The sequence below is a fragment of the Geomonas oryzae genome (assembly GCF_004117875.1).
Lineage (GTDB): Bacteria > Desulfobacterota > Desulfuromonadia > Geobacterales > Geobacteraceae > Geomonas > Geomonas oryzae.
On record NZ_RAHW01000005.1, the window covers coordinates 264,911 to 288,687 of the forward strand.

General features: G+C 61.8%; 22 protein-coding genes. 18 read left to right on the forward strand and 4 right to left on the reverse strand.

Going from position 1 to position 23,777, the window contains the following annotated elements; all coding sequences use genetic code 11:
- The first annotated feature begins 43 nt into the window (after nucleotides 1-43).
- The 8 genes from D6Z24_RS14265 to D6Z24_RS14300 all read left to right on the forward strand — a co-directional run bounded on the left by D6Z24_RS14265 (nucleotide 44) and on the right by D6Z24_RS14300 (nucleotide 7,019).
- Nucleotides 44-778: an amino acid ABC transporter ATP-binding protein gene (locus D6Z24_RS14265; RefSeq protein WP_129127268.1), complete on the forward strand. Its 735-nt coding sequence runs from the start codon at nucleotides 44-46 to the stop codon at nucleotides 776-778.
- Nucleotides 779-1,022: 244 nt separating this feature from the next.
- On the forward strand, nucleotides 1,023-1,838 hold the full coding sequence (locus tag D6Z24_RS14270; protein ID WP_129127269.1) for an ABC transporter substrate-binding protein: 816 nt from the start codon (nucleotides 1,023-1,025) through the stop codon (nucleotides 1,836-1,838).
- Nucleotides 1,839-2,277: 439 nt separating this feature from the next.
- Nucleotides 2,278-3,153 (forward strand): cytochrome C, encoded by an 876-nt coding sequence (locus D6Z24_RS14275; RefSeq protein WP_129127270.1) that lies wholly within the window; start codon nucleotides 2,278-2,280, stop codon nucleotides 3,151-3,153.
- A 111-nt stretch (nucleotides 3,154-3,264) separates the two neighbouring features.
- On the forward strand, nucleotides 3,265-3,660 hold the full coding sequence (locus tag D6Z24_RS14280) for a DUF948 domain-containing protein (RefSeq protein ID WP_129127271.1): 396 nt from the start codon (nucleotides 3,265-3,267) through the stop codon (nucleotides 3,658-3,660).
- 4 nt (nucleotides 3,661-3,664) lie between these two features.
- Nucleotides 3,665-3,982 (forward strand): YtxH domain-containing protein, encoded by a 318-nt coding sequence (locus D6Z24_RS14285; RefSeq protein ID WP_129127272.1) that lies wholly within the window; start codon nucleotides 3,665-3,667, stop codon nucleotides 3,980-3,982.
- An 89-nt stretch (nucleotides 3,983-4,071) separates the two neighbouring features.
- Nucleotides 4,072-5,409 (forward strand): YhjD/YihY/BrkB family envelope integrity protein, encoded by a 1,338-nt coding sequence (locus D6Z24_RS14290; protein ID WP_129127273.1) that lies wholly within the window; start codon nucleotides 4,072-4,074, stop codon nucleotides 5,407-5,409.
- Between the two features lie 33 nt (nucleotides 5,410-5,442).
- Nucleotides 5,443-6,774: a penicillin-binding transpeptidase domain-containing protein gene (locus tag D6Z24_RS14295; RefSeq protein WP_129127274.1), complete on the forward strand. Its 1,332-nt coding sequence runs from the start codon at nucleotides 5,443-5,445 to the stop codon at nucleotides 6,772-6,774.
- Nucleotides 6,775-6,782: 8 nt separating this feature from the next.
- On the forward strand, nucleotides 6,783-7,019 hold the full coding sequence (locus tag D6Z24_RS14300; protein ID WP_129127275.1) for a YkgJ family cysteine cluster protein: 237 nt from the start codon (nucleotides 6,783-6,785) through the stop codon (nucleotides 7,017-7,019).
- On the opposite strand, the gene D6Z24_RS14305 is transcribed toward D6Z24_RS14300, so the two are convergent.
- Nucleotides 7,016-7,729: a UDP-2,3-diacylglucosamine diphosphatase gene (locus D6Z24_RS14305; protein WP_129127276.1), complete on the reverse strand. Its 714-nt coding sequence runs from the start codon at nucleotides 7,727-7,729 to the stop codon at nucleotides 7,016-7,018. The genes D6Z24_RS14300 and D6Z24_RS14305 overlap by 4 nt on opposite strands.
- Before the next feature lie 48 nt (nucleotides 7,730-7,777).
- Between D6Z24_RS14305 and D6Z24_RS14310 the strand changes: the two genes are divergently transcribed.
- From D6Z24_RS14310 to D6Z24_RS14330, 5 genes are all read left to right on the forward strand, one after another.
- A complete protein-coding gene (locus D6Z24_RS14310) occupies nucleotides 7,778-8,212 on the forward strand; it encodes a UPF0158 family protein (RefSeq protein WP_129127277.1) in 435 nt (144 codons plus the stop codon).
- A 75-nt stretch (nucleotides 8,213-8,287) separates the two neighbouring features.
- On the forward strand, nucleotides 8,288-8,791 hold the full coding sequence (locus D6Z24_RS14315) for a rhodanese-like domain-containing protein (protein WP_246014676.1): 504 nt from the start codon (nucleotides 8,288-8,290) through the stop codon (nucleotides 8,789-8,791).
- Nucleotides 8,788-9,216, forward strand: a complete 429-nt coding sequence (locus D6Z24_RS14320; RefSeq protein WP_129127278.1) for a MauE/DoxX family redox-associated membrane protein — start codon at nucleotides 8,788-8,790, stop codon at nucleotides 9,214-9,216. The genes D6Z24_RS14315 and D6Z24_RS14320 overlap by 4 nt, the downstream gene beginning before the upstream one ends.
- Before the next feature lie 55 nt (nucleotides 9,217-9,271).
- Complete coding sequence (gene plsY, locus D6Z24_RS14325) at nucleotides 9,272-9,889, forward strand: glycerol-3-phosphate 1-O-acyltransferase PlsY (RefSeq protein ID WP_198419559.1); 618 nt, start codon at nucleotides 9,272-9,274, stop codon at nucleotides 9,887-9,889.
- Nucleotides 9,890-10,125: 236 nt separating this feature from the next.
- A complete protein-coding gene (locus tag D6Z24_RS14330; RefSeq protein WP_129127280.1) occupies nucleotides 10,126-11,145 on the forward strand; it encodes a peptidylprolyl isomerase in 1,020 nt (339 codons plus the stop codon).
- A 51-nt stretch (nucleotides 11,146-11,196) separates the two neighbouring features.
- On the opposite strand, the gene rpoH is transcribed toward D6Z24_RS14330, so the two are convergent.
- Entirely contained in the window at nucleotides 11,197-12,051 is an 855-nt protein-coding gene (gene rpoH / locus D6Z24_RS14335; protein WP_129127281.1) for an RNA polymerase sigma factor RpoH, read from the reverse strand.
- Nucleotides 12,052-12,266: 215 nt separating this feature from the next.
- On the opposite strand from rpoH, the gene D6Z24_RS14340 reads away from it, so the two are divergent.
- Nucleotides 12,267-13,340 (forward strand): branched-chain amino acid aminotransferase, encoded by a 1,074-nt coding sequence (locus tag D6Z24_RS14340; protein ID WP_129127282.1) that lies wholly within the window; start codon nucleotides 12,267-12,269, stop codon nucleotides 13,338-13,340.
- 189 nt (nucleotides 13,341-13,529) lie between these two features.
- Here the strand turns inward: D6Z24_RS14340 and D6Z24_RS14345 are convergent, their stop codons facing one another.
- Complete coding sequence (locus D6Z24_RS14345; RefSeq protein ID WP_129127283.1) at nucleotides 13,530-14,096, reverse strand: hypothetical protein; 567 nt, start codon at nucleotides 14,094-14,096, stop codon at nucleotides 13,530-13,532.
- 239 nt (nucleotides 14,097-14,335) lie between these two features.
- On the opposite strand from D6Z24_RS14345, the gene clpB reads away from it, so the two are divergent.
- From clpB to glgA, 4 genes are all read left to right on the forward strand, one after another.
- On the forward strand, nucleotides 14,336-16,927 hold the full coding sequence (clpB, locus tag D6Z24_RS14350; protein WP_129127284.1) for an ATP-dependent chaperone ClpB: 2,592 nt from the start codon (nucleotides 14,336-14,338) through the stop codon (nucleotides 16,925-16,927).
- A gap of 117 nt (nucleotides 16,928-17,044) precedes the next feature.
- Complete coding sequence (locus tag D6Z24_RS14355; protein WP_129127285.1) at nucleotides 17,045-17,890, forward strand: DNA-binding protein; 846 nt, start codon at nucleotides 17,045-17,047, stop codon at nucleotides 17,888-17,890.
- Nucleotides 17,891-17,991: 101 nt separating this feature from the next.
- Nucleotides 17,992-19,251, forward strand: a complete 1,260-nt coding sequence (locus D6Z24_RS14360) for a M48 family metallopeptidase (protein ID WP_129127286.1) — start codon at nucleotides 17,992-17,994, stop codon at nucleotides 19,249-19,251.
- An 88-nt stretch (nucleotides 19,252-19,339) separates the two neighbouring features.
- Complete coding sequence (gene glgA / locus D6Z24_RS14365; RefSeq protein WP_129127287.1) at nucleotides 19,340-20,902, forward strand: glycogen synthase GlgA; 1,563 nt, start codon at nucleotides 19,340-19,342, stop codon at nucleotides 20,900-20,902.
- A 502-nt stretch (nucleotides 20,903-21,404) separates the two neighbouring features.
- Here the strand turns inward: glgA and D6Z24_RS14370 are convergent.
- Complete coding sequence (locus tag D6Z24_RS14370; protein ID WP_129127288.1) at nucleotides 21,405-23,447, reverse strand: sodium-translocating pyrophosphatase; 2,043 nt, start codon at nucleotides 23,445-23,447, stop codon at nucleotides 21,405-21,407.
- Between the last annotated feature and the right edge of the window lie 330 nt (nucleotides 23,448-23,777).

Here is a 23,777-nt window from a genome sequence, read left to right on the forward strand (position 1 = left end):
AATGAGCGAGGTGCAGCGCTCGTCTTAACGAGAGGACCAACCCATGATCGAGTTCCGCGGCGTCCACAAGTGGTTCAAGAAGCTCCATGTGCTGAACGACATCAACCTGCACGTGAAGCCCGGCGAGGTTGTCGTCGTCTGCGGTCCCTCGGGCAGCGGCAAGTCGACCCTGATCAGGACGGTGAACCAGTTGGAGCCGATCGACCAGGGGACCCTGATCGTCGACGGCAAGGACTTGAGCGACAGGAAACTCAACCTCAACGCCCTGCGCGCCGAGGTCGGTTTCGTCTTCCAGCAGTTCAACCTGTACCCCCACCTCACCGTACTTTCGAACATCACCCTCGCCCCGATCAAGATCAGAAAGACACCCAAGGCGGAAGCGCAAGAGCAGGCCATGGCGCTTCTCGAGCGGGTGGGGCTTGCCGAGAAGCGCGACGCCTACCCTGCGCAGCTCTCCGGCGGGCAGCAGCAGCGCGTCGCCATCGCCCGCGCGCTCGCCATGAAGCCGCGCATCATGCTCTTCGACGAACCCACCTCCGCGCTTGACCCGGAGATGATCGGCGAGGTGCTCGACGTCATGCAGAAGCTCGCGCAAAGCGGCATGACCATGGTGGTGGTCACCCACGAGATGGGGTTCGCCCGCGAGGTATCAAAACATGTCGTCTTCATGGACCAGGGGACCATACTGGAGAAGGCCTCACCCGAAGAGTTCTTCAAGAACCCGCAGCACGACAGAGCGAAGCAGTTCCTGAAACAGCTGCTCTCACCGATGCATTAAACCCAACGGCCGTTCTAGGTTCTAGGTTCTAGGTTCTACGTTCTACGTTCTACGTTGACGGCAAAACCTATCGGGCTTTGTGACTCGCGCACCGTGACTTGCTCCACCAGTAAACAAAAAACGAAACGACTTCACTTTTTTGCCTTCCGAAGATGCACTAGGAAATCGCTCTGGTATAATCCCGTACGCCTTGTTTCAACCTAGAACGTAGAACGTTTTTTATCCCACAAAGGAGGAATGTTTGATGAAAAAACTGGTGACGCTTTTTGCTGCAATGGCTCTTACGGTACTCATGGCTCAGGTGGCTCTCGCCGCCGACACCCTGGCCGAGGTGAAGAAGAAAGGGGTGCTCGTCGCGGGCGTGAAGGACTCGCTCCCCCCCTTCGGCTACATCGATGAGAAGAGCCGCGAGATCGTCGGCTACGACATCGACTTCGTCAAGTACATCGCCAAGAAACTCGGCGTGAAGGTCGAACTGAAGCCGGTCACCTCGGCTTCCCGCATGCCGCAGCTCATGGAAGGGAACATCGACATCATCGCCGCCACCATGACCAAGAACCCGGAGCGCGCGAAGCAGATCGACTTCAGCTACACCTACTTCCTCACCGGGCAGAAGTTCATCACCAAGAAGGGACAGGTGAAGAGCCTCAAGGACCTGCAGGGCAAGAAGATCGGCACCGCCAAAGGGTCCACGTCCGAGCAGAACGTCTCCAAGGCGATCCCCACTGCCACCATCCTCTCCTTCGACGATTACCCGCAGGCGTTCCTCGCGCTGCAGCAGGGCAAGGTTGCCGCCGTCACCACCGACGAGTCGATCCTCGCCGGCATCCTCGGCAAGGCGCCCAACCGCAGCAAGTTCGAGATCCCGAACCTGCAGATCTCCGAAGAGCCGTACGGCCTCGGCATGCGCAAGGACGACAAGAACTTCGTCGCCTTCGTGAACAAGACCCTGCTCGAGATGGAGAAAAACGGCGAAGCGAAGAAGATCTTCGAGAAGTGGTTCGGCCCGAAAACCGCCACCCCGCTCAAGCGCACCTTCAAGATCACCGCCGACAAGTAGCATCTCTTGCTAACCGGTTCCACAAAAGCAGTTGCTTGCACGTCGAACCGTCCCCAGCTCTCCCCCTCCCTTGACGGGAGGGGGCAGGGGGGTGGGTGAATCTGCCATTGCCGCAAAGGTGGCACCCTCCCCCACCCCCTAACCCCCTCCCGCAAGGGGAGGGGGGATTACATCGTTACCGCAACATCCTGACCGGAACAACTTCTGCCCCGCTCTGCCATTTCTCCGGCTGAATTCCCTTTTTCCCGCCCCTCGATCTTGGTCATCTTTGCCTCAGACAGATCGTTTCCAGTACGGCACAAGATTAACTGCTGCTTTGATTGCTTCAATGCTGGATCAACGCCCCCATTTCAGTGCCTAAACCCTTGACAATTCACCTCAAGACGTTATATAAATCCATGCTTAAAATTAACTCTGTTTTAATACCAAGGAGGGGGCAATGAGAGTAGCAAAGTTTTTCAACCTTGTAGCGGCCCTTGCGCTGTTCGCTTTTGTGGGAACCGCAGCCGCTGCCGATCCCGCACAACCTGCGGCAGTACTGAGCAATACGGACTGTGTGAAGTGCCATGAGCAGCCGCCCAAGGATATCGCCGCTGCCGGTGGCAAGCACAAGACCGAGGTGACCTGCCAGGACTGTCACGTCGGCCACCCGCCCAAGGTTAAGAAACCGATCCCGCAGTGCAGCCAGTGCCACGACGGCAAGCCGCACTACAAGCTCCAGGGCTGCCTCGGCTGCCACTCCAACCCCCATACTCCGAAGAACATAAAGTTCGGCAACAACGTGACCGATCCGTGCCTCACCTGCCACAGCGGCCAGATCGAGCAGCTGCGCACCTTCAAGAGCAAGCACACCGCCCTCAACTGCTCGTTCTGCCACAACGTCCACGGCCGGATTCCGGAGTGCACCCAGTGCCACAAGCCGCACTCCAGCGACATGGGCGCCAAAGACTGCAAGGTCTGCCACCAGGCACACAAGCCGGCTGACGTGACCTACAAGTCCGACACCCAGTCCAAGATGTGCGCCGCCTGCCACGGCAAGGCGTTCAGCCTGCTCACCTCCAGCACCGCGAAGCACAGCAAGCTTGCCTGCGTCTACTGCCACCAGAACAAGCACAAGATGGTGCCGCAGTGCACCCAGTGCCACGTGAAGCCGCACCCGGCCGCCATCATGGCGAAGTTCCCGAAATGCGGCGAGTGCCACAGCATCGCCCACGACCTGAACCGTTGGGGTGACGCGGCGGCCCCGGCTCCGGCTGCCAAGCCGGCTGCCCCGGTCAAGCCTGCTGCCAAGCCGGCCAAACCGGCCAAGAAGTAACGACTCCTGCAGCACATCGGGGAGGCCACGCGGCCTCCCCGACCTTTTTACCCCTCCCACGTAATCCAAAAGCCTTTAAAAATTCAGTTCCCGTAACACCAGGAGGATCGCATGCTCTTTCTACAGATAACCTCGGCAGTGACGGCGGTAACACTCGTGATCCTGGCAATGTGCATGATACCGGTTCTCGCGGAACTAAAGAAGGCGGCTGTCTCAATGCAGAGTGCCGCCGACCTTTTGCAAAAGGAAATCACCCCGCTGGTGCAGGAGTTGCGCGACACGGTCTCCGACGTACAGACAGTGACGAGCGCCGCTGCTGCCAACGCCGACGGAGTGAACATGCTTTTGTGCGAGCTCGGCCACGCCGGACACAACATACGCATGATCAACAAGGTGCTGGGGATCGCCTCAGACATCGTGACGAACTCTTCGGTCTATGCGACCGGCCTCAAGGTTGCGGCAAGATATATTGTTGATAGAATAGTGAAATCCAAAATTAGGGGGTAACACCATGTCAAAAGATAAAGATATCGGGACCGGAACCATGCTGCTTTCCTTCCTTGCCGGCGCCGCGGTAGGCATCGGCGCCGCACTTTTGTTCGCGCCTAAGACCGGCGAGGAGCTGCGCGGCAGGATCAAGGACATGGCCGACGACGCGGTGGACAAGATCAAGGAATACGCGAACGAGGCACAGGAAAAGATCAGGACCAGCTACGAGGACGGCAAGGATCTGGTGCTGGAAAAGAAGAACATCATCGCCTCCGCCATCGAGGCGGGCAAAGAGGCGATGGAGCGGGAAAAGGAAAAGCAGAAGTCCCAACAGGTATAAGGGGAGCTCCCCCGCCGAAAAGCCCACCCCGGTGGGCTTTTTTTCGTTCAAGCAGACGCCCCTTAGGGGAGCAGACGGTGCATCCAAGTATGAATGACAACAACAAGAACAAGCTCCCCGGCATGATCTGGCGCCACGACCCGACACAGTTAAGCGGCTGGAAGGGGAAGGGACTGAGGCTTTTGCAGTTTCTGGACTTCGTCTTCGCCAACTTCATGGCCAACAACGCGCTCCTGCGCGCGACGGCCCTCTCTTTCACCTCGCTCCTTTCGCTGGTGCCGCTTCTGGCCCTCGCCTTCTCGGTGCTGAAAGGACTCGGCGCCCAGAACCGCCTGGTGCCGCTTATCCTCAAGCAGGTGACCGCAGGCAACGAGGAGGTGGTGGACCGGGTCATCTCCTACATAGGCAACACCAACATGGGTTCGGTAGGGGCCATAGGCCTTGCCGCGCTCCTCTTCACCGCGATCAGCATGCTGGGAAGCATCGAGGAGGCCTTCAACGCCATCTGGGGCGTACCGGAGACCCGCTCCTTTTACCGCAAGTTCAGCGACTACCTGAGCGTCCTCATCAGCGCGCCGCTTCTGCTGCTCGCCGCGACCAGTATCACCACCACGCTGCAGAGCAAGTGGCTCACCAGCTGGATCATCGAGAAGACCTACCTCGGGGACCTGTTCCTGTTCACCCTGGGGCTCACCCCCTACCTCGTGGTCTGGACCGCCATCTTCCTTTTGTACGTCTTCATCCCCAACACCCGGGTACGCTTCGATTCAGCCGCCGTGGGCGCGGTACTCGCCGGGACGCTCTGGCAGTTCGCCCAGTGGGCCTACATCCACTTCCAGGTGGGCGCCGGCAACTACAACGCCATCTACGGCACCCTGGCCGCCCTCCCGATCCTCATGGTCTGGCTCTACGTCAGCTGGATCATCGTCCTCTTCGGGATGGAGGTCGTCGCGGCGCACCAGAACCGGAGCACCTTCCGTCGCGACATCCGCGGGCGCGAGATCAGCCACGCCCTGCAGGAGCTGGTCGCACTAGCGGCACTTCGGCACATCGCCGACTCCTTCTACCGCGGCGAGCCCGCCTGGGGAGAGCACCACTTGGCCGTCAAACTCGGCATCCCGCTGCGCATCGTGCGCGACACCCTGGAGCATCTGCGCGAACAGGGGTTCATCGTGCAGGCGGGCGAGGGACGCGGCAGCTTCTATCCCGCCCGCGACCTCGACCAGGTCTCCATCGCAGACGTGCTCCTCTCCCTCAGGCGGCGCGGCGCCTCGGCCGCCATCGTCGGCGAGGAGCAGGCGGATGCGATTCTCGCAAGCTCCGAACGCGCCCTTTGCGCCGCCCTGGAGGGGCTTTCCCTGAAGGATCTCGCGCTGCCGGAAAAGCGCCCTGACGTCGTTGACAAAGGGGGAGCAGTTGACATATAGTGGCCCGATTAAACTGACGGCCAGAAGCGGGACATGCAAGATTTCAAAGATATAGACAAAGAGAAAAGCAAAAGAAGATTCCTCAGGGCGAAGGAACAGGACGGGCGCAACACCTTCAGGCAGATCAAGGAGACCAAGCCGCAGAAGAAACGGCTCAAGTACATCCTTCCTGCCATCGCACTCCTGCTTGCCGGCTACCCCATCATCTCCCTCTTCGGTTCCCCGCGCGCCAAGAGCGCGCCGACCGCTGCGAAGCCCGCCGCGGTATCCCTCTCCAAACTGGATCAGGGAAGCGCCTTCAAGCTCGCCGCCGGGGCCTATTCCAGCGCCCGCGTGCAAAACGGCAAGCTGTCGGCGCCCCTGCCGCAGGGGGGAGAGGTGATCTACAGCATCGACGCCGAGGTGCAGCAAAAGGTCGCGAAGCTCTTCGCCGACTACAAGGTCCCCTACGGGCTCTTCGTCGCCATGGACCCCAAGACGGGACGCATCCTCGCCGCGGTATCCCACTCCGCCTCCCGCCCCGGCTGGGAGAAGGACGCCAACTACCACCTCTATCCGATGGCCTCTCTCTTCAAGATCGTGACCGCGACGGCCGCCCTGGAAGAGAAGAAGGTCGGGCCTCAGACCCCCTTCGCGTTCAACGGCAAGCTCACCTCGGAAAGCCCGAAGTACTGGAGGGTGAAACCGGGGCGCGGCAACCAGACCATGCCGCTCTCCCTCGCCATGGGAAAATCGGTGAACCCGGTGTACGGCCGCCTGGCCGGAGAGGTGGTGGGACGCGACCCGCTGCTTTTGTACGCGGGGAGGTACGGCTTCAACCAGCCCATGTTCCCGAGCAGCCCGATCGCGGCGAGCACGGCCCCGGCGCCTGGCACCATCGACGAGCTGATGCGGATGGGGGCGGGGCTCAACCGCGAGGTGAAGATCTCCCCGTTCCACGCCGCCGCCATCATGGCATCGGTGGCCAACGGCGGCGTGATGATGGCCCCTTCGCTTGCGAGCGAGATCCGCGACGCGAAAGGGAGCGTCGTCTTCACCCAGAAGCCCCAGCCGTTGCGCACCGTGATGACCCCGCAGACGGCGCAGTCGCTCGCGCAGATGCTCGCCACCACCGTGGAAAGCGGCACCTCGCGCCGCGCCTTCCACGACCGCAGGGGAAGAAGGATGCTCGCCTCGGTTAGAATCGCCGCCAAGACCGGCTCCATCGACGGCACCGATCCCGCGGGACACTACAGCTGGTTCGCCGCCTATGCTCCGATGGAAGATCCCCAGATCGCGCTCGCGGCGCTCGTGATCAACGAGAACAAGTGGCGCATCAAGGCGACCACGGTGGGCGAACAGGCGCTCGAGGCGTTTTTCCGGTAGGTGAGATGATGGAATGTTCGGGATGCGGGACCTGCTGTGTCGCTCCTGACATCAGCGCCCTGGGGAAGAAGGTCGGCGAGCGGTGCCCGCACCTGGGAGAGGGTGAGCGCTGCGGCATCTACGCCGAGCGTCCCGCGGTATGCCGCGGCTATCGCCCCGACGAGATCTGCCAAAGGGTGGCGGCGCCGACCCTGGAGGAGCGGGTGGCACGCTACCTGGAGCTTTTCGGCCTGGAGCGTTCCTAGCGGAAGCGCTCCAGCGTCACCTTGCCGTCCAAGAGCTGCGCGTACGAGTAATGGGTGATCCAGTCCCCGAGCGCCACGAACCGGCGCCCTCCCTCCTCTTTGACCATGGGGAGGTGGAAGTGACCGGTGATGACGACGTCGCACCCGGCGGCGAACCGCCCGCGGGCGAAGTCTTCCAGGATGGCACGGTAGTCCCAGCGTACCTTGCGCGCGGCGTGCCGGCTGCTTGAGCGGCGCGACAGGGCCGCCGCGGTCCGGTCGGCCAAGCGGCGCGAGAACACGGGAACAAGGGCACGAACCAGGGGGCTGTGCAGCACGGACCGGAAGACACGGTAGCGGTAGTCGGCGCGGTTGATCTCATCGCCGTGGCACAGGCAGACCCTGAGCCCCTCGATGGTGAACTCGGCACCGCCTGCGTGCACCTCCGCCTGCAACTGCTCGGTGAAGAAGCCCCCCAGATGGAAATCGTGGTTCCCTTCGAAGTAGACGATGCGCACGCCGCGCGCCCTCACCCTCTTCAGGCAGTCGATGATGTCCCGGTAGTGGCCGTAGACCGGCTGCGGGTTCCCGATCCAGAACTCGAAGATGTCCCCCAGCAGGTAAAGGGCGTCCGTGTCGGCGGGGAGCGTGTCCAGAAAGCGGACCAGGGCCCGGTAGTTCTCGTCTTCCGGGGCTCTCAGGTGGGCGTCGGCGATGAAGATCTTGCGCATTGGCGCAATATATACAAAAATAGCGGGTTGGTAAAGGGACGAGGTACGATGCACGCACTGCGCAACCTGGAGATCGTCTGGGAGGACCTGATGGAGGCCTTCGAGAACGCGGACTCCGACATGATATATTTCCTGGACCGCGAGACCGGCGAGGTCTTCTCGGTCCCTACCGAGTACGACGACGAGGCGTTCTGGCAGGAGGTGGACGCCCAGCAGGAGCGCTTCCTCGAGATTCCCCCCTTCGACTACGGCCAGGAGCGCCAACTGGTGCACGCCTTCATCCAGGGGATCGAAAACGAGGGGCTCAAAGGGATGCTGGTGCGCGCCTTCACCGGGAAGCAGTCCCACGGCAGGCTGAACGAGATCCTCTCCTTCTACCCGGAGGAACAGGAGCGCTTCCAGGCCATCAGGGAAAGTTTCCTCACCGAGCGGGCAGCGAACTGGCTCGAAGAGCACGACATCTATCCGCCGGAGCGCCTGTAACCGTTACCGTTGACCAACATCCCCCTTTTGCGTAACATCTCTCAGGTATTTAACGCCACACGGATGCAATAGGCCATGACGAGAATGCGCTCAATCCATCCCCTGTCCGAAATCGCCCTCGTGGTTTTCCTCGCCACCCTGCTCGGCGTCGCCTGGAATAAAACCCTGCTCACCGACGCCTGGCGCGGCGGGACATCCCAAGCCGCCGTCGTCGCACAAGCCGCCCAGGCCGCCGAGGCGGTCCCCATGCCGGTGGGGCTTGCCCAGGCGAAGGAGTTGCACGACTCCGGGCAGGCCGTGCTCGTCGACGCGCGCAGCGCCGACAGTTTCACCAAGGAACACATCGCCGGGGCCCTCTCCCTTCCCCTTGCCGCAGCCAGCGGGAAAAAGCCCCCCCTGCCGAAGAGCGTCACCCCCGACACGATCATCATCGCCTACTGCAACGGCTTTTCCTGCCACGACAGCATGGAGCTCGGAAAACTCCTGATCAAGGCCGGTTACCGCCAGGTCTTCGTCTTCGAGGGTGGCCTTCCCGAGTGGCGCGACGCGGGCTACCCGACCGCCGGAGGGGCATCATGAAACGCATCGACTTCGTGATGGTGCTCCGCATCGCCCTGGGGGGCGTCTTCATCTACGCGGCGATCCCGAAGATCGTCGATCCGGTCGCCTTCGCCGGGAGCGTGGCAGCCTACCGCATCCTCCCCTACTTCTGGAACTACGTCGCCGCGGCGGTGCTCCCCTTTCTCGAACTGATCTGCGGAGTCCTCCTGGTGCTGGGCATCCGGGTCAGGACCGGCGCCCTGATCATCGGCGCGCTGAACCTCGTCTTCATGGTCGCCCTCGCCTCCGCCATCGTGCGCGGCCTGGACATCGACTGCGGCTGTTTCCGCCAAGGGGGCGAAAAGACCACGCCATGGATTGCCCTCGCCCGGGATGCCGTCTTCCTCGCCATGACCGCCGCCGTACTGCGCTACGAGCGGATCCGCGCCGCGCAGCGCTTTTAATTTCTCGCGAAAGCCCTTCCCCCGCCGCTTGCAGTTTTCCCGGAAATCCTGTAGGATGCCGCGTTGTTTCATTAAGCTTCAGGAGATAGTTTTGAACGAGATAGTGCTCCTCATCGGCGCGTACCTGCTCGGATCGGTACCGACCGGTCTGCTCCTGGCCCGGAGCATGGGCATCAACATAAGGGAATGCGGCAGCGGCAACATCGGGGCGACCAACGTCTACCGCACCGCAGGCAAGAAACTCGGCATCATGACCCTCTTGGGCGACTGCCTCAAGGGGCTCATCCCCGTATTGGCCGCCAAGGCGCTGGGGCTTCCTCCCGTCTGGGTCGCCGGCGTTGGCCTTGCCGCCTTTCTCGGACACGTCTACACCGTCTTTCTCCGCTTCAAGGGTGGGAAAGGCGTGGCGACGGCACTCGGCGTCCTGCTCGGCACCGCGCCCCTCGCCGTCCTCTTAGGCATCCTCGTTTTCGCCGCAGTCCTTTACAAATGGCGCTACGTGTCGCTCGCCTCCATCAGCGCCGCGGCCGTCATCCCCGTCCTCGCCTGGGCGACCTGCGCCACCCGGGAAGTGACCGGCATGGCATTCGTCATCGCGGTCATCGTGATCCTCAAGCACCACGAGAACATCGCAAGGCTGCGGGCCGGCACGGAAAACAAGTTCAAAGCCTGATCGTCCGCTTCCCCATGCAGATTCCCGCACTCATCACGGGAAAACCCAACACCCCCATTGCACACCAAATGGGTCATTTCGCCTAAAAAGCGTCTTTCACCGCACCTGCGCAGACATCCCCGGCGGCTCCGCCGCCTTAACCCGCCGTAATCACGTCTATTCCCGTCACACCGCATCCCGCGGTACGCGTCTTGCTCTTCACGACAGGTCAAGAAAAGATCCGCCGTGGAGGAGTGATGTTTTTCAGCAACAGGGCGATGCTCGCCGCGATCATCGTGCCGTTATTTTCGCTCGCCCTTGCTGCGTGCGACGTCTCCCGCGAAGAGCACGGAGAGGCGGCCTCGCTGCTTGCGCCTGAAGGTGCGCCGAACGAGCCGGTTCAGAAGGTGAACGGCTCGGTGATCACCCGGGGCGCGGTGCAGCGCCGCCTGCAGTTGCTCCTGGACCGCAGAGGCCCCGTGCAGCGGACCGGCCCTGAAGAGATTCGCCTGCTGAGACGCGAGGCGCTGGAACAACTTATAGCGGCGGAACTGCTCTACCAGGAGGCCGGAAAGAGCCCGGTGAAGAACCTGGACGAACTCGTCGCGCAGCGCATAGAGCAGTACCGCAACAGGCTCCCAAGCGACGACGCCTTTGCCAGAAGCCTCGACGAGGCAGGGCTTAGCCTCCCGCTCTTGCAGCAGGAGGTAAGAAAAGAACTGGTGGTGAGCGATTTCGTCGACACCAGGTTCGGACAGAAAGTCAGCGTCAGCGAGGACGAGGCGCTCAGTTTCTACGAGGAAAACCGGGAGAAGTTCAAGACAGGAAGCTCCGTCAGGGCAAGCCAGATCCTCGTCGCCGTCAAGGAGCCGTGCGGCGAACGCGACAGGAAACAGGCGCAGGAGAAGGCGGAACGGCTGCTGCAGCGGGTGCGTCAAGGTGAGAACTTCGGGATCATCGCGCAGATGCAGTCCGACTGCGCCAGCAAGGTCAGAGGGGGGGATCTCGGTTTTTTCAGCCGCGGCGACGCGAACCCGCGCATCGAGCAGGTGGCCTTCGCCCTCAAACCCGGGGAGATCAGCAACATCATCCAGACGCCGTACGGCTACCACATCCTGAAGCTGACCGAGAAGCGCCCGCCAAGGCTCGAGACCTACGACGAGGCGCGGGAAGAGATCTTCCAGCTGTTGAAACGGGAGAAGACCATGAAACTGGCGGCGGAGCACGTTGCGCAACTGCGCGCCAGGGCGAGGGTGGAGCGGGTGAACCGGCAATAAAAAAGGCGTCCCTTGCGGGACGCCCTTCGACGAAACGACGTGTGCAGCGGCTCAGGCCGCCTGCGCTTCCACGACCAGCGGGGTCAGGAAACGCTTCATCTTCTTGAGCGCCCCCTCCTCGATCTGGCGCACCCGCTCCCTGGAGATGGAGAAGTGGTCCGCGATCTCCTGGAGGGTCAGCGGGGTTTCCGCGGCGACGCGCTGCTCGATCACGAAACGCTCCTTCTCGTTCAAGTGCTCGAGGGCGCTTGCCACCGTCTGCTCCAGCATGGTGGCCTCCTGGCGCTCGGCCAGCATCTCTTCCTGGTTCTGGCGCTGGTCAGGCAGGCTCTCCAGGAAGGTTCCCCCCTCCCCTTCGAACATCTCGACGTCGAGCGAGAGCTCCCCTCTCAAACGCTGCTCCATCTCCTGCGCCTCGGAATCCTTCACGTCGAGGGACAGGGCGGCCGCGTGCAGGTCACCTTCGCCGGTCATCTGGGCGATGGCCTGCTTCGCCTGGTTCAGCTTGAAAAATAGTTTGCGCTGCGCCTGGGTGGTCCCGATCTTCAACAGGCTCCAGGCGGAAATGATGTGGTTCTGGATATAGGCCCTGATCCACCACACGGCGTAGGAGATGAGGCGGACCCCCTTGGAGGGATCGAACTTGCGCACGGCCATCATGAGGCCGATGTTCCCTTCCTGGATCAGGTCCAGCATCTTCATCCCGTAGGAGCGGTACTCCCCGGCTATCTTCACGACGAAGCGCAGGTTGGCGGTGATCAGCCTGTGGGCCGCCTCCAGGTCGCCTTCGTTGCGGAACCGGCAGGCCAGATCCATCTCCTCGTCCGCCGACAGAAGCGGAAAGCGGTTGATCTCCGCGAGGTACAGGGTAAGGCTGTCTACAGGTACCGGCATGGTGTGTGTCATCGTTCATCTCTCCCTTGTGAGCTGCTTATTTCGTGCGTCGTGTTAGCACTCTCCACTCGTGAGCGCTAACAATATAACAAGGGGTAGGTAAAAAATCAAGGGGATGCCCGGCGATTTGCGGGGGGTTAAATTGCTTGCACGGTCCGCCGCTAATGTGGTAAACGAAAAGATCGAATAAGCGACGCCTGGCGCCGAAAAACCGGAGGTTTTGCCACATGGAGATCAGGATAGTACCGATTAGCGAGGGGGAGAAGAAGGCCAAGTATACCGACGAGTCGCAGCTCGGCTTCGGCAGGATCTTTACCGATTACATGCTGTTGGTCGAGTGGAAAGAGGGTCAGGGATGGGTCGACGGGCGCATCAAGAAATACGAGCCGTTCCAGATTGACCCGGCGGCGCTCGTTTTACACTACGCGCAGGAGATCTTCGAGGGGCTCAAGGCCTACAAGTGGGAGGACGGCACCATCGCCCTCTTCCGCCCGGAGATGAACGCACGCCGCTTCAACCATTCCGCCGAAAGGCTCTGCATGCCTGAGGTCCCGGAAGAGCTCTTCGTGAAAGGGATCGAGCAGTTGGTCGCCCTCGAGAGCGCCTGGGTTCCCGGCTCGGAGGGTACTTCGCTCTATATCCGTCCCGCCATGATCGCCGTCGAACCTCACGTCGGCATCAAGCCTTCGGACCACTACTACTTCTACGTCATCCTTTCCCCGGTGGGCGCCTACTACGCAGCAGGCTTCAACCCGGTCAAGATCATGGTCGAGGACAAATACGTCCGCGCCACCCCCGGCGGCACCGGCGAGGCGAAGACCGGCGGCAACTACGCGAGCTCCCTCAAGGCGGGGCTCGAGGCGAAGAAAAAGGGTTACGACCAGGTGCTCTGGCTGGACGGCGTGCACAAGCGCTACATCGAGGAAGTCGGCTCGATGAACATGTTCTTCGCCTACGGCGACACCATCGTCACCGCGCCGCTCGAGGGTAGCATCCTGCGCGGCATCACCCGCGACTCCGTGATCACCCTGGCCAAATCCATGGGGCTCAAGGTCGAGGAGCGCAAGATCGACGTGAACGAACTCATGCAGGACCTGAAGAGCGGCAAGGTCACCGAGGCCTTCGGCAGCGGCACCGCCGCCGTGGTCACCCCGGTAGGGACCCTTTGCTATGCGGGCGAGACGGTCCAGGTCGGCAACGGCGGCGTCGGCAAACACACCCAGAAGCTGTACGACACCTTGACCGGCATCCAGACCGGCAAGATAGAAGACAAGTTCGGCTGGATGATCAAGGTCAAGTAGAGCCGAGCTCATATGGATAAAAAGGGGACAGGCACCTTCCGGAGCCTGTCCCCTTTTTTAATTCAGTCCTCTTCCCCTCTCCCTCCGGGAGAGGGCAGGGTGAGGGCGTCGGCAGCTGCAACCTCCTCACTTCGTGGCAATCCCCTCACCCGCCCGTTGGGCACCCTCTCCGAGGGGAGAGGGGAGTGGTTAAAAGAGGTCCATCTGCCCGTGCAGCAGCTCGCCGGGAGGCGGCGCGGTCTTGCCTGCCCCCTCGAGCCCCTTCCACGACTGGCCGGTCCGGAGCATTTCCTGAAGCCATTTTTTCGGGACCGAACGGTAACGGCACCGTTTGAGCGAGTCGACGGTTATGGTGGCGGAAACCACGCCCCGACGAATACGCGGCACGATCTCCTTTATTCTTGCGATGAAGAGGAAACAGCGCGTCGCGTCTTTATGCTCCAGGAGCACCTCGTCACCGATAACCGCAAGACAGATGCCGTGGTGACGCTTGTTGTCCGTAAAGAAGCTGACCGCACAACCTGGAGTGGCTACGACCGGCTTGGCTAATTCCTCCGCATCCCACACCAACTCCTCGGCATCGTCCGGTTCCTCGTCGAAAGATGCGTCGGGGTCCTCACCGTAAAACAGATTCTCATCTGCAGCCCAGTCCAGGTCGTCATCGAGATCATCCTCGGCGCCTGCATGCAGCTCCGCCTCGGTCTCGGGATCGTCCTCGACCTCACAGCCCGTATCTTTGCTCGTGAACTTTGCCAATGTTTCTCCCCTGCAAGCCACAGCGTCGTTAGTCGTGCCAACCATTTCGCGCCAACCGTGAGCCGCAGAAACGCTGCAATCGCCGCCGCGATAATGCCATATCTCGCCGCGCACTACAAGCCTTGGCGCGGGGAGAACTACACGGCCCGCCCGCCGGCGACGGCAGTTAAAAGCGGCGCCCCGCCTTGACACACTACACTCGCCTCCCTATCTTCTTTAAAGACTTAGGAGGCAACCCCATGATTAGACCCGAAAAAATGACCGTAAAGACCCAGGAAGCGATCGCCACGGCGCACGAAAACGCCCTCGCCATGTCCGCTCCCGGCATAGAAGCCGAGCACCTTCTGCTCGCCCTGATCGACCAGGAAGGGGGCTTCGTCCCCGACCTCATCAAGAAGATCGGCGCTCCGCTGCCGCGCCTGCGTGAAAGCGTGGACGAAGCGCTCAAACGCCTCCCCAAGGTGACCGGCGGCGCGCAGGTCGGGCTCTCCGCGGCTTTGAACCGCATCCTCGATCAGGCCCAGAAGGAAGCGGACGGCATGCACGACGCCTTCGTCTCGACCGAGCACCTTTTGCTGGCGCTCGTCGCGTCCAAGGACACCCCGAGCGGAAGGCTCTTGAGCCAGAACGGGGTGACCCGCGACGGCATCCTCACCGCGCTCAAGGAACTGCGCGGCGGCGAGGCGGTCAACGAGCAGGACCCGGAACAGAAATACCAGGCGCTCGCCAAATACTGCCGCGACCTCACCGAGCTTGCCCGCCAGGGGAAACTCGACCCGGTGATCGGCCGCGACGACGAGATCCGCCGCGTGCTCCAGGTGCTGTCGCGCCGGACCAAGAACAACCCGGTCCTGATCGGCGAGCCGGGCGTCGGCAAGACCGCCATCGCCGAAGGGCTCGCCCAGCGCATCGTCTCGGGCGACGTCCCCGAGACGCTGAAGGACAAGGTCATCATGGCGCTGGACATGGGGGCGCTCATCGCGGGGGCCAAGTACCGCGGCGAGTTCGAGGAGCGGCTGAAGGCGGTCATCAAGGAGGTGGCCCGCTCGGAGGGGAGGATCATACTATTCATCGACGAGATGCACACTTTAGTCGGTGCGGGAGCGGCCGAAGGCGCCATGGACGCCTCCAACATGCTGAAGCCCGCCCTTGCCCGCGGCGAGCTGCACTGCATCGGCGCCACGACGCTGAACGAGTACCGAAAGCACATCGAAAAGGACGCGGCACTGGAGCGGCGCTTCCAGCAGGTCTACGCCGGGGAGCCGAGCGTCGAGGAAACCATCTCCATCCTGCGCGGCCTCAAGGAGAAGTACGAGAACTACCACAAGATCCGCATCAAGGACTCGGCGATCATCGCCGCGGCGACCCTCTCGGATCGCTACATCACGGACCGTTTCCTCCCGGACAAGGCGATCGACCTCATCGACGAGGCGGCGTCCCGGCTCAGGATCGAGATCGATTCGAAACCTACGGAAATAGACGAGATCGACCGGCGCGTCATCCAGCTGGAGATCGAGCGCCAGGCCATGCTGCGCGAGAAGGACGCGAAGGCGCTGGACCGTCTGAAAAAGCTGGAAGAGGAGCTCACCGCTCTCAAAGAACAATCCGCCGAACTGCATGACCACTGGCAGCGGGAAACCAGCATTCTGAAGGAGTTGGGCGATCTCAAGGAGCGCAGGGAAGAGAAGGTGGAGGAGGCGAAACGCGCCGAGCGCGACGGGCTTCTCGCACGCACCGCGGAGATCCGCTACGGCGAGATCCCGGCTCTCGAGAAGGAGATGGAGGACAAGCGGCTCACCCTCGAGGCGATCCAGAAGGAAGGGAAGATGCTCCCCGAGGAGGTCGACGCCGAGATGGTGGCCGAGGTGGTCGCCAAGTGGACCGGCATCCCGGTGAACCGCATGCTGGAGACGGAAAGCGAGAAACTCGTGCGCATGGAAGAGCGCCTGAAAAGCCGGGTCGTAGGCCAGGACGAGGCGCTCACCCTCGTAGCCAACGCGGTGCGCCGCGCGCGAAGCGGTCTCTCCGACCCGAACCGCCCGATCGGCTCCTTCATATTCCTGGGTCCCACCGGCGTCGGCAAGACCGAGACGGCGCGGGCGCTCGCATCGTTTCTGTTCGACGACGACCAGGCCATCGTGCGCATCGACATGAGCGAATACCAGGAGAAGCACACCGTCGCCCGTCTCATCGGCGCTCCGCCGGGATACGTCGGGTACGAAGAGGGTGGACAGCTGACCGAGGCGGTACGGCGTCGCCCCTACTGCATCGTGCTCTTCGACGAGATCGAGAAGGCCCACCCGGAGGTGTTCAACGTCTTCCTGCAGATCCTCGACGACGGGCGGCTCACCGACGGCCAGGGGAGGACGGTCGATTTCAAAAACTCGGTGATCATCATGACCAGCAACCTGGGTTCGCAGTGGATCCAGCAGTACGGCGCCACCGACTATGCGAGGATGCAAAGCGAGGTGATGGAGACGCTCAGGGAGGCATTCAAGCCGGAATTCCTGAACCGGGTGGACGAGATCGTCATCTACCACGCCCTGCCGCTCGAGCGGATCAAGGAAATCGTCTCGATCCAGTTGAACGCCCTCGTCCGGCGTCTCGAGGAAAGGAGCATCGTTCTCGACGTCACCGATCAGGCCAAGGAATTCCTGGCGCGCGAAGGGTACGATCCCGCCTACGGCGCCCGTCCGCTGAAGCGTGCGCTGCAGCGCAAGATCCAGGACCCGCTGGCCCTCATGCTGCTGGAAGGAAAATTCGGCCCCGGCGACGTGGTCCGGGTCGATCTGGCTCCCGGCGGGGACAGCCTCGTGATCACCAGGCAATAGTGAATACATTAAGCGAAAACTAACGAATTGCTATTTTACGGTGAAGCTGCTATGGTACGCGGCGCAAAGCTGCAGTTTTGCGCCGCTTGCGCGGCATCTCGATCGGGGAGTCTTTCAATGAAGCGTTATTCAACTATTATGTCGGTCCTCGTAACCCTGGCACTGCCCGTCGCTGGGACCTGTGCAGACGCACCCAAGGCGCCTGAAAAGGCGGATACCAAAGTCGAAGCGGCCACCGCCCCCGCCGCATCCGATGCAAAGGCGCAGAAAGTCGAGGCCATCACCAAGTCCGTGCAGAAGAGCGGGCACAGCATGATGATGGCGGGGACCCCTGCTCCGGGCACCCCGGAAGCGAACCCGAACGCGGCCGGCAAGGTCGTCGAAACCATGAACTCCGGCGGGTATACCTACGCCAACCTCGAATCCGACGGCACCAAGACCTGGGTTGCCTATCCGGTCCTCGAGACCCGCGTGGGCGAGAACCTCTCTTTCCACAACTGCATGCCGATGACCAACTTCCAGAGCAAGACGCTGAACCGCAAGTTCGACACCATCCTGTTCTGCAGCGCACCGGACGTTGCCGCAGCCGCAGCCAAGCCCACCCAGAAGGAGGCGAAGAAGGCCGCCCCCGGCGACAAGATCAAGGTTGAAAAAGCAAACGGCGCCAACGCCTACACCGTCGAGGAGATCTTCTCCAAGCGCGCCGCCCTGGACGGCAAGCAGGTGGTGGTGCGCGGCCAGGTCGTCAAGGTCGCAGCCTCCATCATGAACAGGAACTGGGTGCATCTGCAGGACGGCACCGGCAGCGACAGCAAAAAAACCAACGACCTCGTGGTGACCACCAACGACAACGCCGAAGAAGGGGATATCATCACCGTCACCGGCACCCTCGCCAAGGACAAGGACTTCGGCGGCGGCTACCGCTACAACGCGATCATCGAGAAGGGTATCGTGATGAAGTAACGTCTCTCGCCACATGCACCGGCAAAGGCCCTCCGTTTCGCGGAGGGCCTTTTTTGATCGTGGACAAAATCTTTCCGGGACCAGGGACAGGGATACAGACCATGTCGACCACATCGCTACTGATAGCACTCTACTTCTGCCGCTTCGCCGCCGTATGCCTGCTGCGCTTTATGAACCTGAGCCACCTGAAGCGCTACGGCGCCACGGTCCCGGAGGGGTTCGAGGGTGCGATCGACGCGGACGCCCTGGCGAAATCGTCCCGCTACACCTTCGCGCAGAGCAGGCTCGCGCTCATCGAGTCCATCTTCGACAGCGCATTTTTACTGCTCTTCATGTTCACCCCGCTGCTGCCGCTATACGATGCCTGGATCGGGTCGTTGACCGGCTCCTTCCTTTTGCGCGGTGTTCTCTTCATGCTGGTGCTCACCCTGGTGCAGGAGGTCCTCGAGATCCCCTTCTCGCTTTACCGCACCTTCCGGCTGGAGAGAAGCTTCGGTTTCAACACCACAACGGCCCGCATCTGGCTCTCCGACTTTTTCAAGTCTACCCTGATCTCTTCGGTCATTACCGGCATCGTCATCTCGGCGGCCCTTCTTCTCGTCGAACACTCCCCCGATCTTTGGTGGCTCTGGGTCTGGGCCTTCTTCGCTCTCTTTTCCATCACGATGATCTACATCTCGCCGTACCTCATCGAGCCGCTCTTCTCGAAGTTCGAGCCTTTGAAGGACGAGGAACTTGCCGGGGAGATCCGGGGGATGCTCGAGAGAGCCGGCCTGCACGTGAAGGACGTACAGCAGATGGACGCCTCGCGCCGCAGCCTCCACTCCAACGCCTACTTCACCGGCATCGGCAGGGTGAAAAGGATCGTGCTGTACGACACGCTTCTCGAGCAGATGGACCGCCCCGAGGTGCTCGCCATCCTCGCGCACGAGGCCGGACACTGGAAAAAGGGACACATCTGGAAACGGCTGGTGCTCATGGAGGCGGGGGCGCTCGCGCTCTTTTTCCTGGTGCACCAGTTGCTTGCATGGGGCGGGCTTCCCACGCTCTTCGAGCTGGGGGAGGCGTCCTTCATGGCGCAGATCCTCATGGTGAGCTTTTTGTTCTCACTCGTCTCCTTCCCGCTCACTCCGCTCGGGGCATGGCTTTCGCGCCGCAACGAGTGGGAGGCGGACCGTTTCGCCGCCGCGCTCTCAGGCACGCCCGGTGCGCTCGCCTCCGCCCTCGTCAAGCTCTCCAAGGAAAACCTCTCCAACCTGCATCCGCATCCCTTCTACGCATGGTTCTACTACAGCCATCCGCCGGCAGCGGCTCGAGTGGCGGCACTGCGTGCGGCCGAACGAGAAACGGCGTCGGAATAATTAACACTACTTCATTGCGCCGGCCTCCGCGTTCTGGTATTTTTGGAAGGCTCAAGCCGACACGATACCAGCACCCGGAGCCGATGCCATGCGCCTGAACATCCTCATCACCGCCTCAGAAGCCGTCCCCTTCGCGAAGGAAGGGGGCTTAGCCGACGTGGTCGGCGCCCTCCCCCGTTACCTGGCGGCGCGCGGACACGACGTGCGCGTGGTCATGCCGCGCTACTACAAGGTGGACCGGGAGCGTTACGGGCTGCGCCTGCTTCCGGGGACCCTCACGGTCCCCATGGGGATCATCGGCAACATGTACTGCGGCGTGTACGAGGGGAGGATGCCCGGCTCCGACGTGCCCATCTACTTCCTGGAGCATGAAAGCTTCTACGGGCGCGACTCTTTGTACGAAACGGACAACCAGGGGTACCTGGACAACGACAACCGCTTCATCTTCCTCTCCAAGGCAGGCCTGGAAATCTGCAAGATGATCCAGTTCACCCCGGATGTCGTGCACGCCCACGACTGGCACACCGCAGCCGTCCCGGTACTCATGAACACCTGGTACCGCCACGACCATCACCTCGGCCGGGCCGCGTCCCTTCTCACCATCCACAACATGCAGCACCAGGGGAGCTTCTACGAGGGGGCCATGGACGTCCTCGGCATCGGCTGGGAGCACTTCAACTTCCTCGAGCTGGAGAAGGAGAACCAGGTGAACCTCCTTAAAGGAGGGATTTACCACGCGACGCTGCTTAACACGGTGAGCGAGGGATACGCACGGGAGATCCAGACCGAGGCGTACGGCTGGGGGCTGGAGGGGGTGGTACGGGAGCGCGCCGGCGTGCTCTCCGGCATCCTGAACGGTGTCGATTACGGCGAGTGGAACCCGGAAGACGACAGACTGCTTCCGGCCAACTACGGCGCCTCCGACATGACCGGCAAAAAGGTGTGCAAGCGGGAGCTGCAGCGCTCGCTGGGGCTTCCCGAGCGCGCAGACGTCCCGCTCATCGGCATGGTGTCGCGCCTGGTGAAGCAGAAGGGGATCGATGTCCTGGCCGAAGCGCTGCCGCGCCTTCTCGACCTCGACATCCAGCTGGTTCTTTTGGGGGCCGGAGAGCCGTGGGCGCACTTCTATTTCGGCGGGATGGCGGCAAAACGTGCCGATCGCTTCGCCTGCCGCATCGGCTACGACAACGCTCTTGCCCACAGGATCGAGGCCGGTTGCGACTTCTTCCTGATGCCATCGGCCTTCGAGCCGTGCGGGCTGAACCAGATGTACAGCATGCGCTACGGCACCCTTCCCATAGTGCGCGCGACTGGCGGGTTGGATGACTCGGTCGACAACTTCGACGCCGCCCGGCGCACCGGCGACGGGTTCAAGTTCTGGAACCTCGACGCGGGAGCGCTGTTCGACACGGTCGGCTGGGCCGTGCACACCTGGTACCATGATCCGGAGGGGATCAAGGTATTGCGGCAAAACGCCATGGCGAAGAGGTTCACCTGGGAAGATGCCGCGCAGAAATACGAGTGGCTTTACCTGGAGGGGATGAGGAGAAAGCTTGGTGAGGACGGTTTTCACCAGGAACTACTGAAGAGGGGGCGGAGCAAAGGAGAAGTCCCCTGCGAGAAGATTGAAGGGTACCAGCCGCAAGCCTAGAACAACAGGTTTCGGTCCAGCCACGTAGCGCAGGTTCCCATGCACCCTCACCGCGCGACGCGACCACCCCACCAACAAACAGGCCCATACCGGCAGGCGGACGCATCTCGGCCGGATAAGCCTATCTCCAGCCAAATAGCACTATTCCGCCACAAATAACACTATTCTCGTCGCAATAACGTTATTGCTGCACGAATAAGCTTATTGCCCCCCAGAATAAGCTTATTTGGCCGCGAATAAGCTTATTCCACCGCAGATAAGCTTATTCCATGGCAAATAAGCTTATTCCACGGCAGATAAGCTTATTCCGTCGGTCGATAAGCTTATTTCGTGGAAAACAAGCTTATTCGTACCCACACAACGCTAGTGCGCCCAGATGGGGCGATTTCCCATGCGCAAAGCGCCAGTCGCACCGATGGCGCCGGTCGACGCCGGAGGAGGACCAATAAAAAAGGCGCCCCGGAAATCCGGGACGCCTTTTTCGCTTCAGCAAAAGCCGGTGCTACATCTTGTTCAGCAGCGGAACGATGAGCAGCGACACGATGTTGATGATCTTGATCATCGGGTTGACCGCCGGGCCGGCGGTGTCCTTGTACGGGTCGCCTACGGTGTCGCCGGTAACGGCAGCCTTGTGGGCTTCGCTACCTTTGCCGCCGTGGTAGCCGTCCTCGATGTACTTCTTCGCGTTGTCCCATGCGCCGCCGCCGGTGGTCATGGAGATAGCAACGAAGATACCGGTGACGATGGAGCCGACGATGACGCCGCCCAGAGCCTTCGGCCCGAGGGTGAAGCCGACGATGATCGGGGCGAGGATGGGGATGAGGCCCGGAACGACCATCTCTTTGAGAGCGGTCTTGGTCACGATATCGACGCAGGAAGCGTAGTCCGGCTTGCCGGTACCTTCCATGATCCCCTTGATGGTGCGGAACTGGCGACGGACTTCGTCGACGACCGCGCCGCCTGCTTTGCCGACGGCTTCCATGCACATAGCGGCGAAGTAGTAGGGGAGCATGCCGCCGATGAAGAGACCGACGATGATCTTCGGATCGGAGAGGGAGAAGGTCTTGTCGGCGATGGTCAGCTCCTGAACGTAGGAGGTGAACAGGATGATGGCGGCGAGACCGGCGGAGCCGATCGCGTAGCCCTTGGTGACCGCCTTGGTGGTGTTGCCGACCGCGTCGAGCGGGTCGGTAACGGCGCGGACGGAGTCATCGAGTTCAGCCATCTCGGCGATGCCGCCGGCGTTGTCGGTGATCGGACCGTAAGCGTCCATGGCGACGACGATACCGGTCAGGGAGAGCATGGAGACCGCGGCGATGGCGATGCCGTACACGCCTGCGCAGTTAGCCGCCACGATGATGCCCGCGGAGATCACGATGACCGGAAGGGCGGTCGCCTTCATGGAGACGCCGAGACCGGCGATGATGTTGGTGGCGTGGCCGGTCTTGGATGCTTCGGCGATGTGCTTGACCGGAGCGTACTCGGTGGAGGTGTAGTACTCGGTGATCCAGAAGATGGCACCGGTGACGACGAGGCCGACGATGGCGGAGATGAAGATGTTGGTCGCGGAGATGACCGCACCGTTGGCCTCGGCAAGCCCCTGCGGGAACATCTGCACGGTGACGAAGTAGAAGGCGATGCACGCGATCACGCCGGAGGCGATGAGGCCCTTGTAGAGGGCGCCCATGATCTTGCCGGAAGCGCCCAGCTTGACGAAGTAGGTGCCGATGATGGAGGCGACGATGGAGATGCCGCCCAGGATCAGCGGGTAGCTGACGGCACCCGGGTTGCCGAAGCTGATGGCGCCGAGCAGCATGGCGGCGATCAGGGTAACGGCGTAGGTCTCGAAAAGGTCGGCGGCCATGCCGGCGCAGTCGCCGACGTTGTCGCCCACGTTGTCGGCGATGACGGCCGGGTTGCGCGGGTCGTCCTCGGGGATGCCTGCTTCGACTTTGCCCACGAGGTCGGCGCCGACGTCAGCGCCCTTGGTGAAGATACCGCCGCCCAGACGGGCGAAGATGGAGATCAGCGAGCCGCCGAAGCCAAGGCCGACCAGCTGGCCGACAACTTCCTTGACCGGTGCGCCCGGCATGATCTGCTGGAGGAACATGTAGTAGCCGGCAACGCCCAGAAGGCCCAGACCAACGACGAGCATGCCGGTGATGGCGCCGCCTTTGAAGGCAACGTTGAGAGCCTTGTGGATGCCGGACTTGGCAGCCTCGGTGGTCCTAACGTTGGCGCGCACCGAGACGAACATCCCGATGAAGCCGGTGAGGCCGGAGAACACGGCGCCGACCAGGAAGCCGACTGCGGTCTTCCAACCGAGGGAGGCGAAGAGGGCCACGAACATGGCGACGCCCACCACCGCGATGATGGTGTACTGACGTTTCATGTAGGCGCCGGCGCCTTCCTGGATCGCGGAAGCGATCTGCTTCATCCGCTCGTTGCCCTGGGGGAGCCCCAGGATCCACTGGGCCGAAATCAGGCCGTAGGCGACTGCTGCCGCGGCACAGACCAGGGCGAAGACTACTGCATACTGTTCCATTGAAAAAATTCCTCCTATTTAGATATGCCTCAAGAAAAGGCGTGCCTTCTAAATACGGTGACAAAAACGGGTGATTGTTATCGAAAACGCCCCATTTTGTCAATCTAATTCATACTCCAACGGGCCGCATTCTTAAGACTCGCTTATCGCGATTGCGTATACTTCGCTGCGGTCTACGTAGATTCCGTTTTCTTGGGAACGAATCCTTTGAATGCGCTAGCGCCCCGCCGAACCGGACGCAGGAGCGTCTCACGATTGCGTTCCCACGCTGGAGCGTGGGAACGATGCAAATGGGACTGGCTCCGCAGGTGCCAGTCCCCCTTCGCTTCC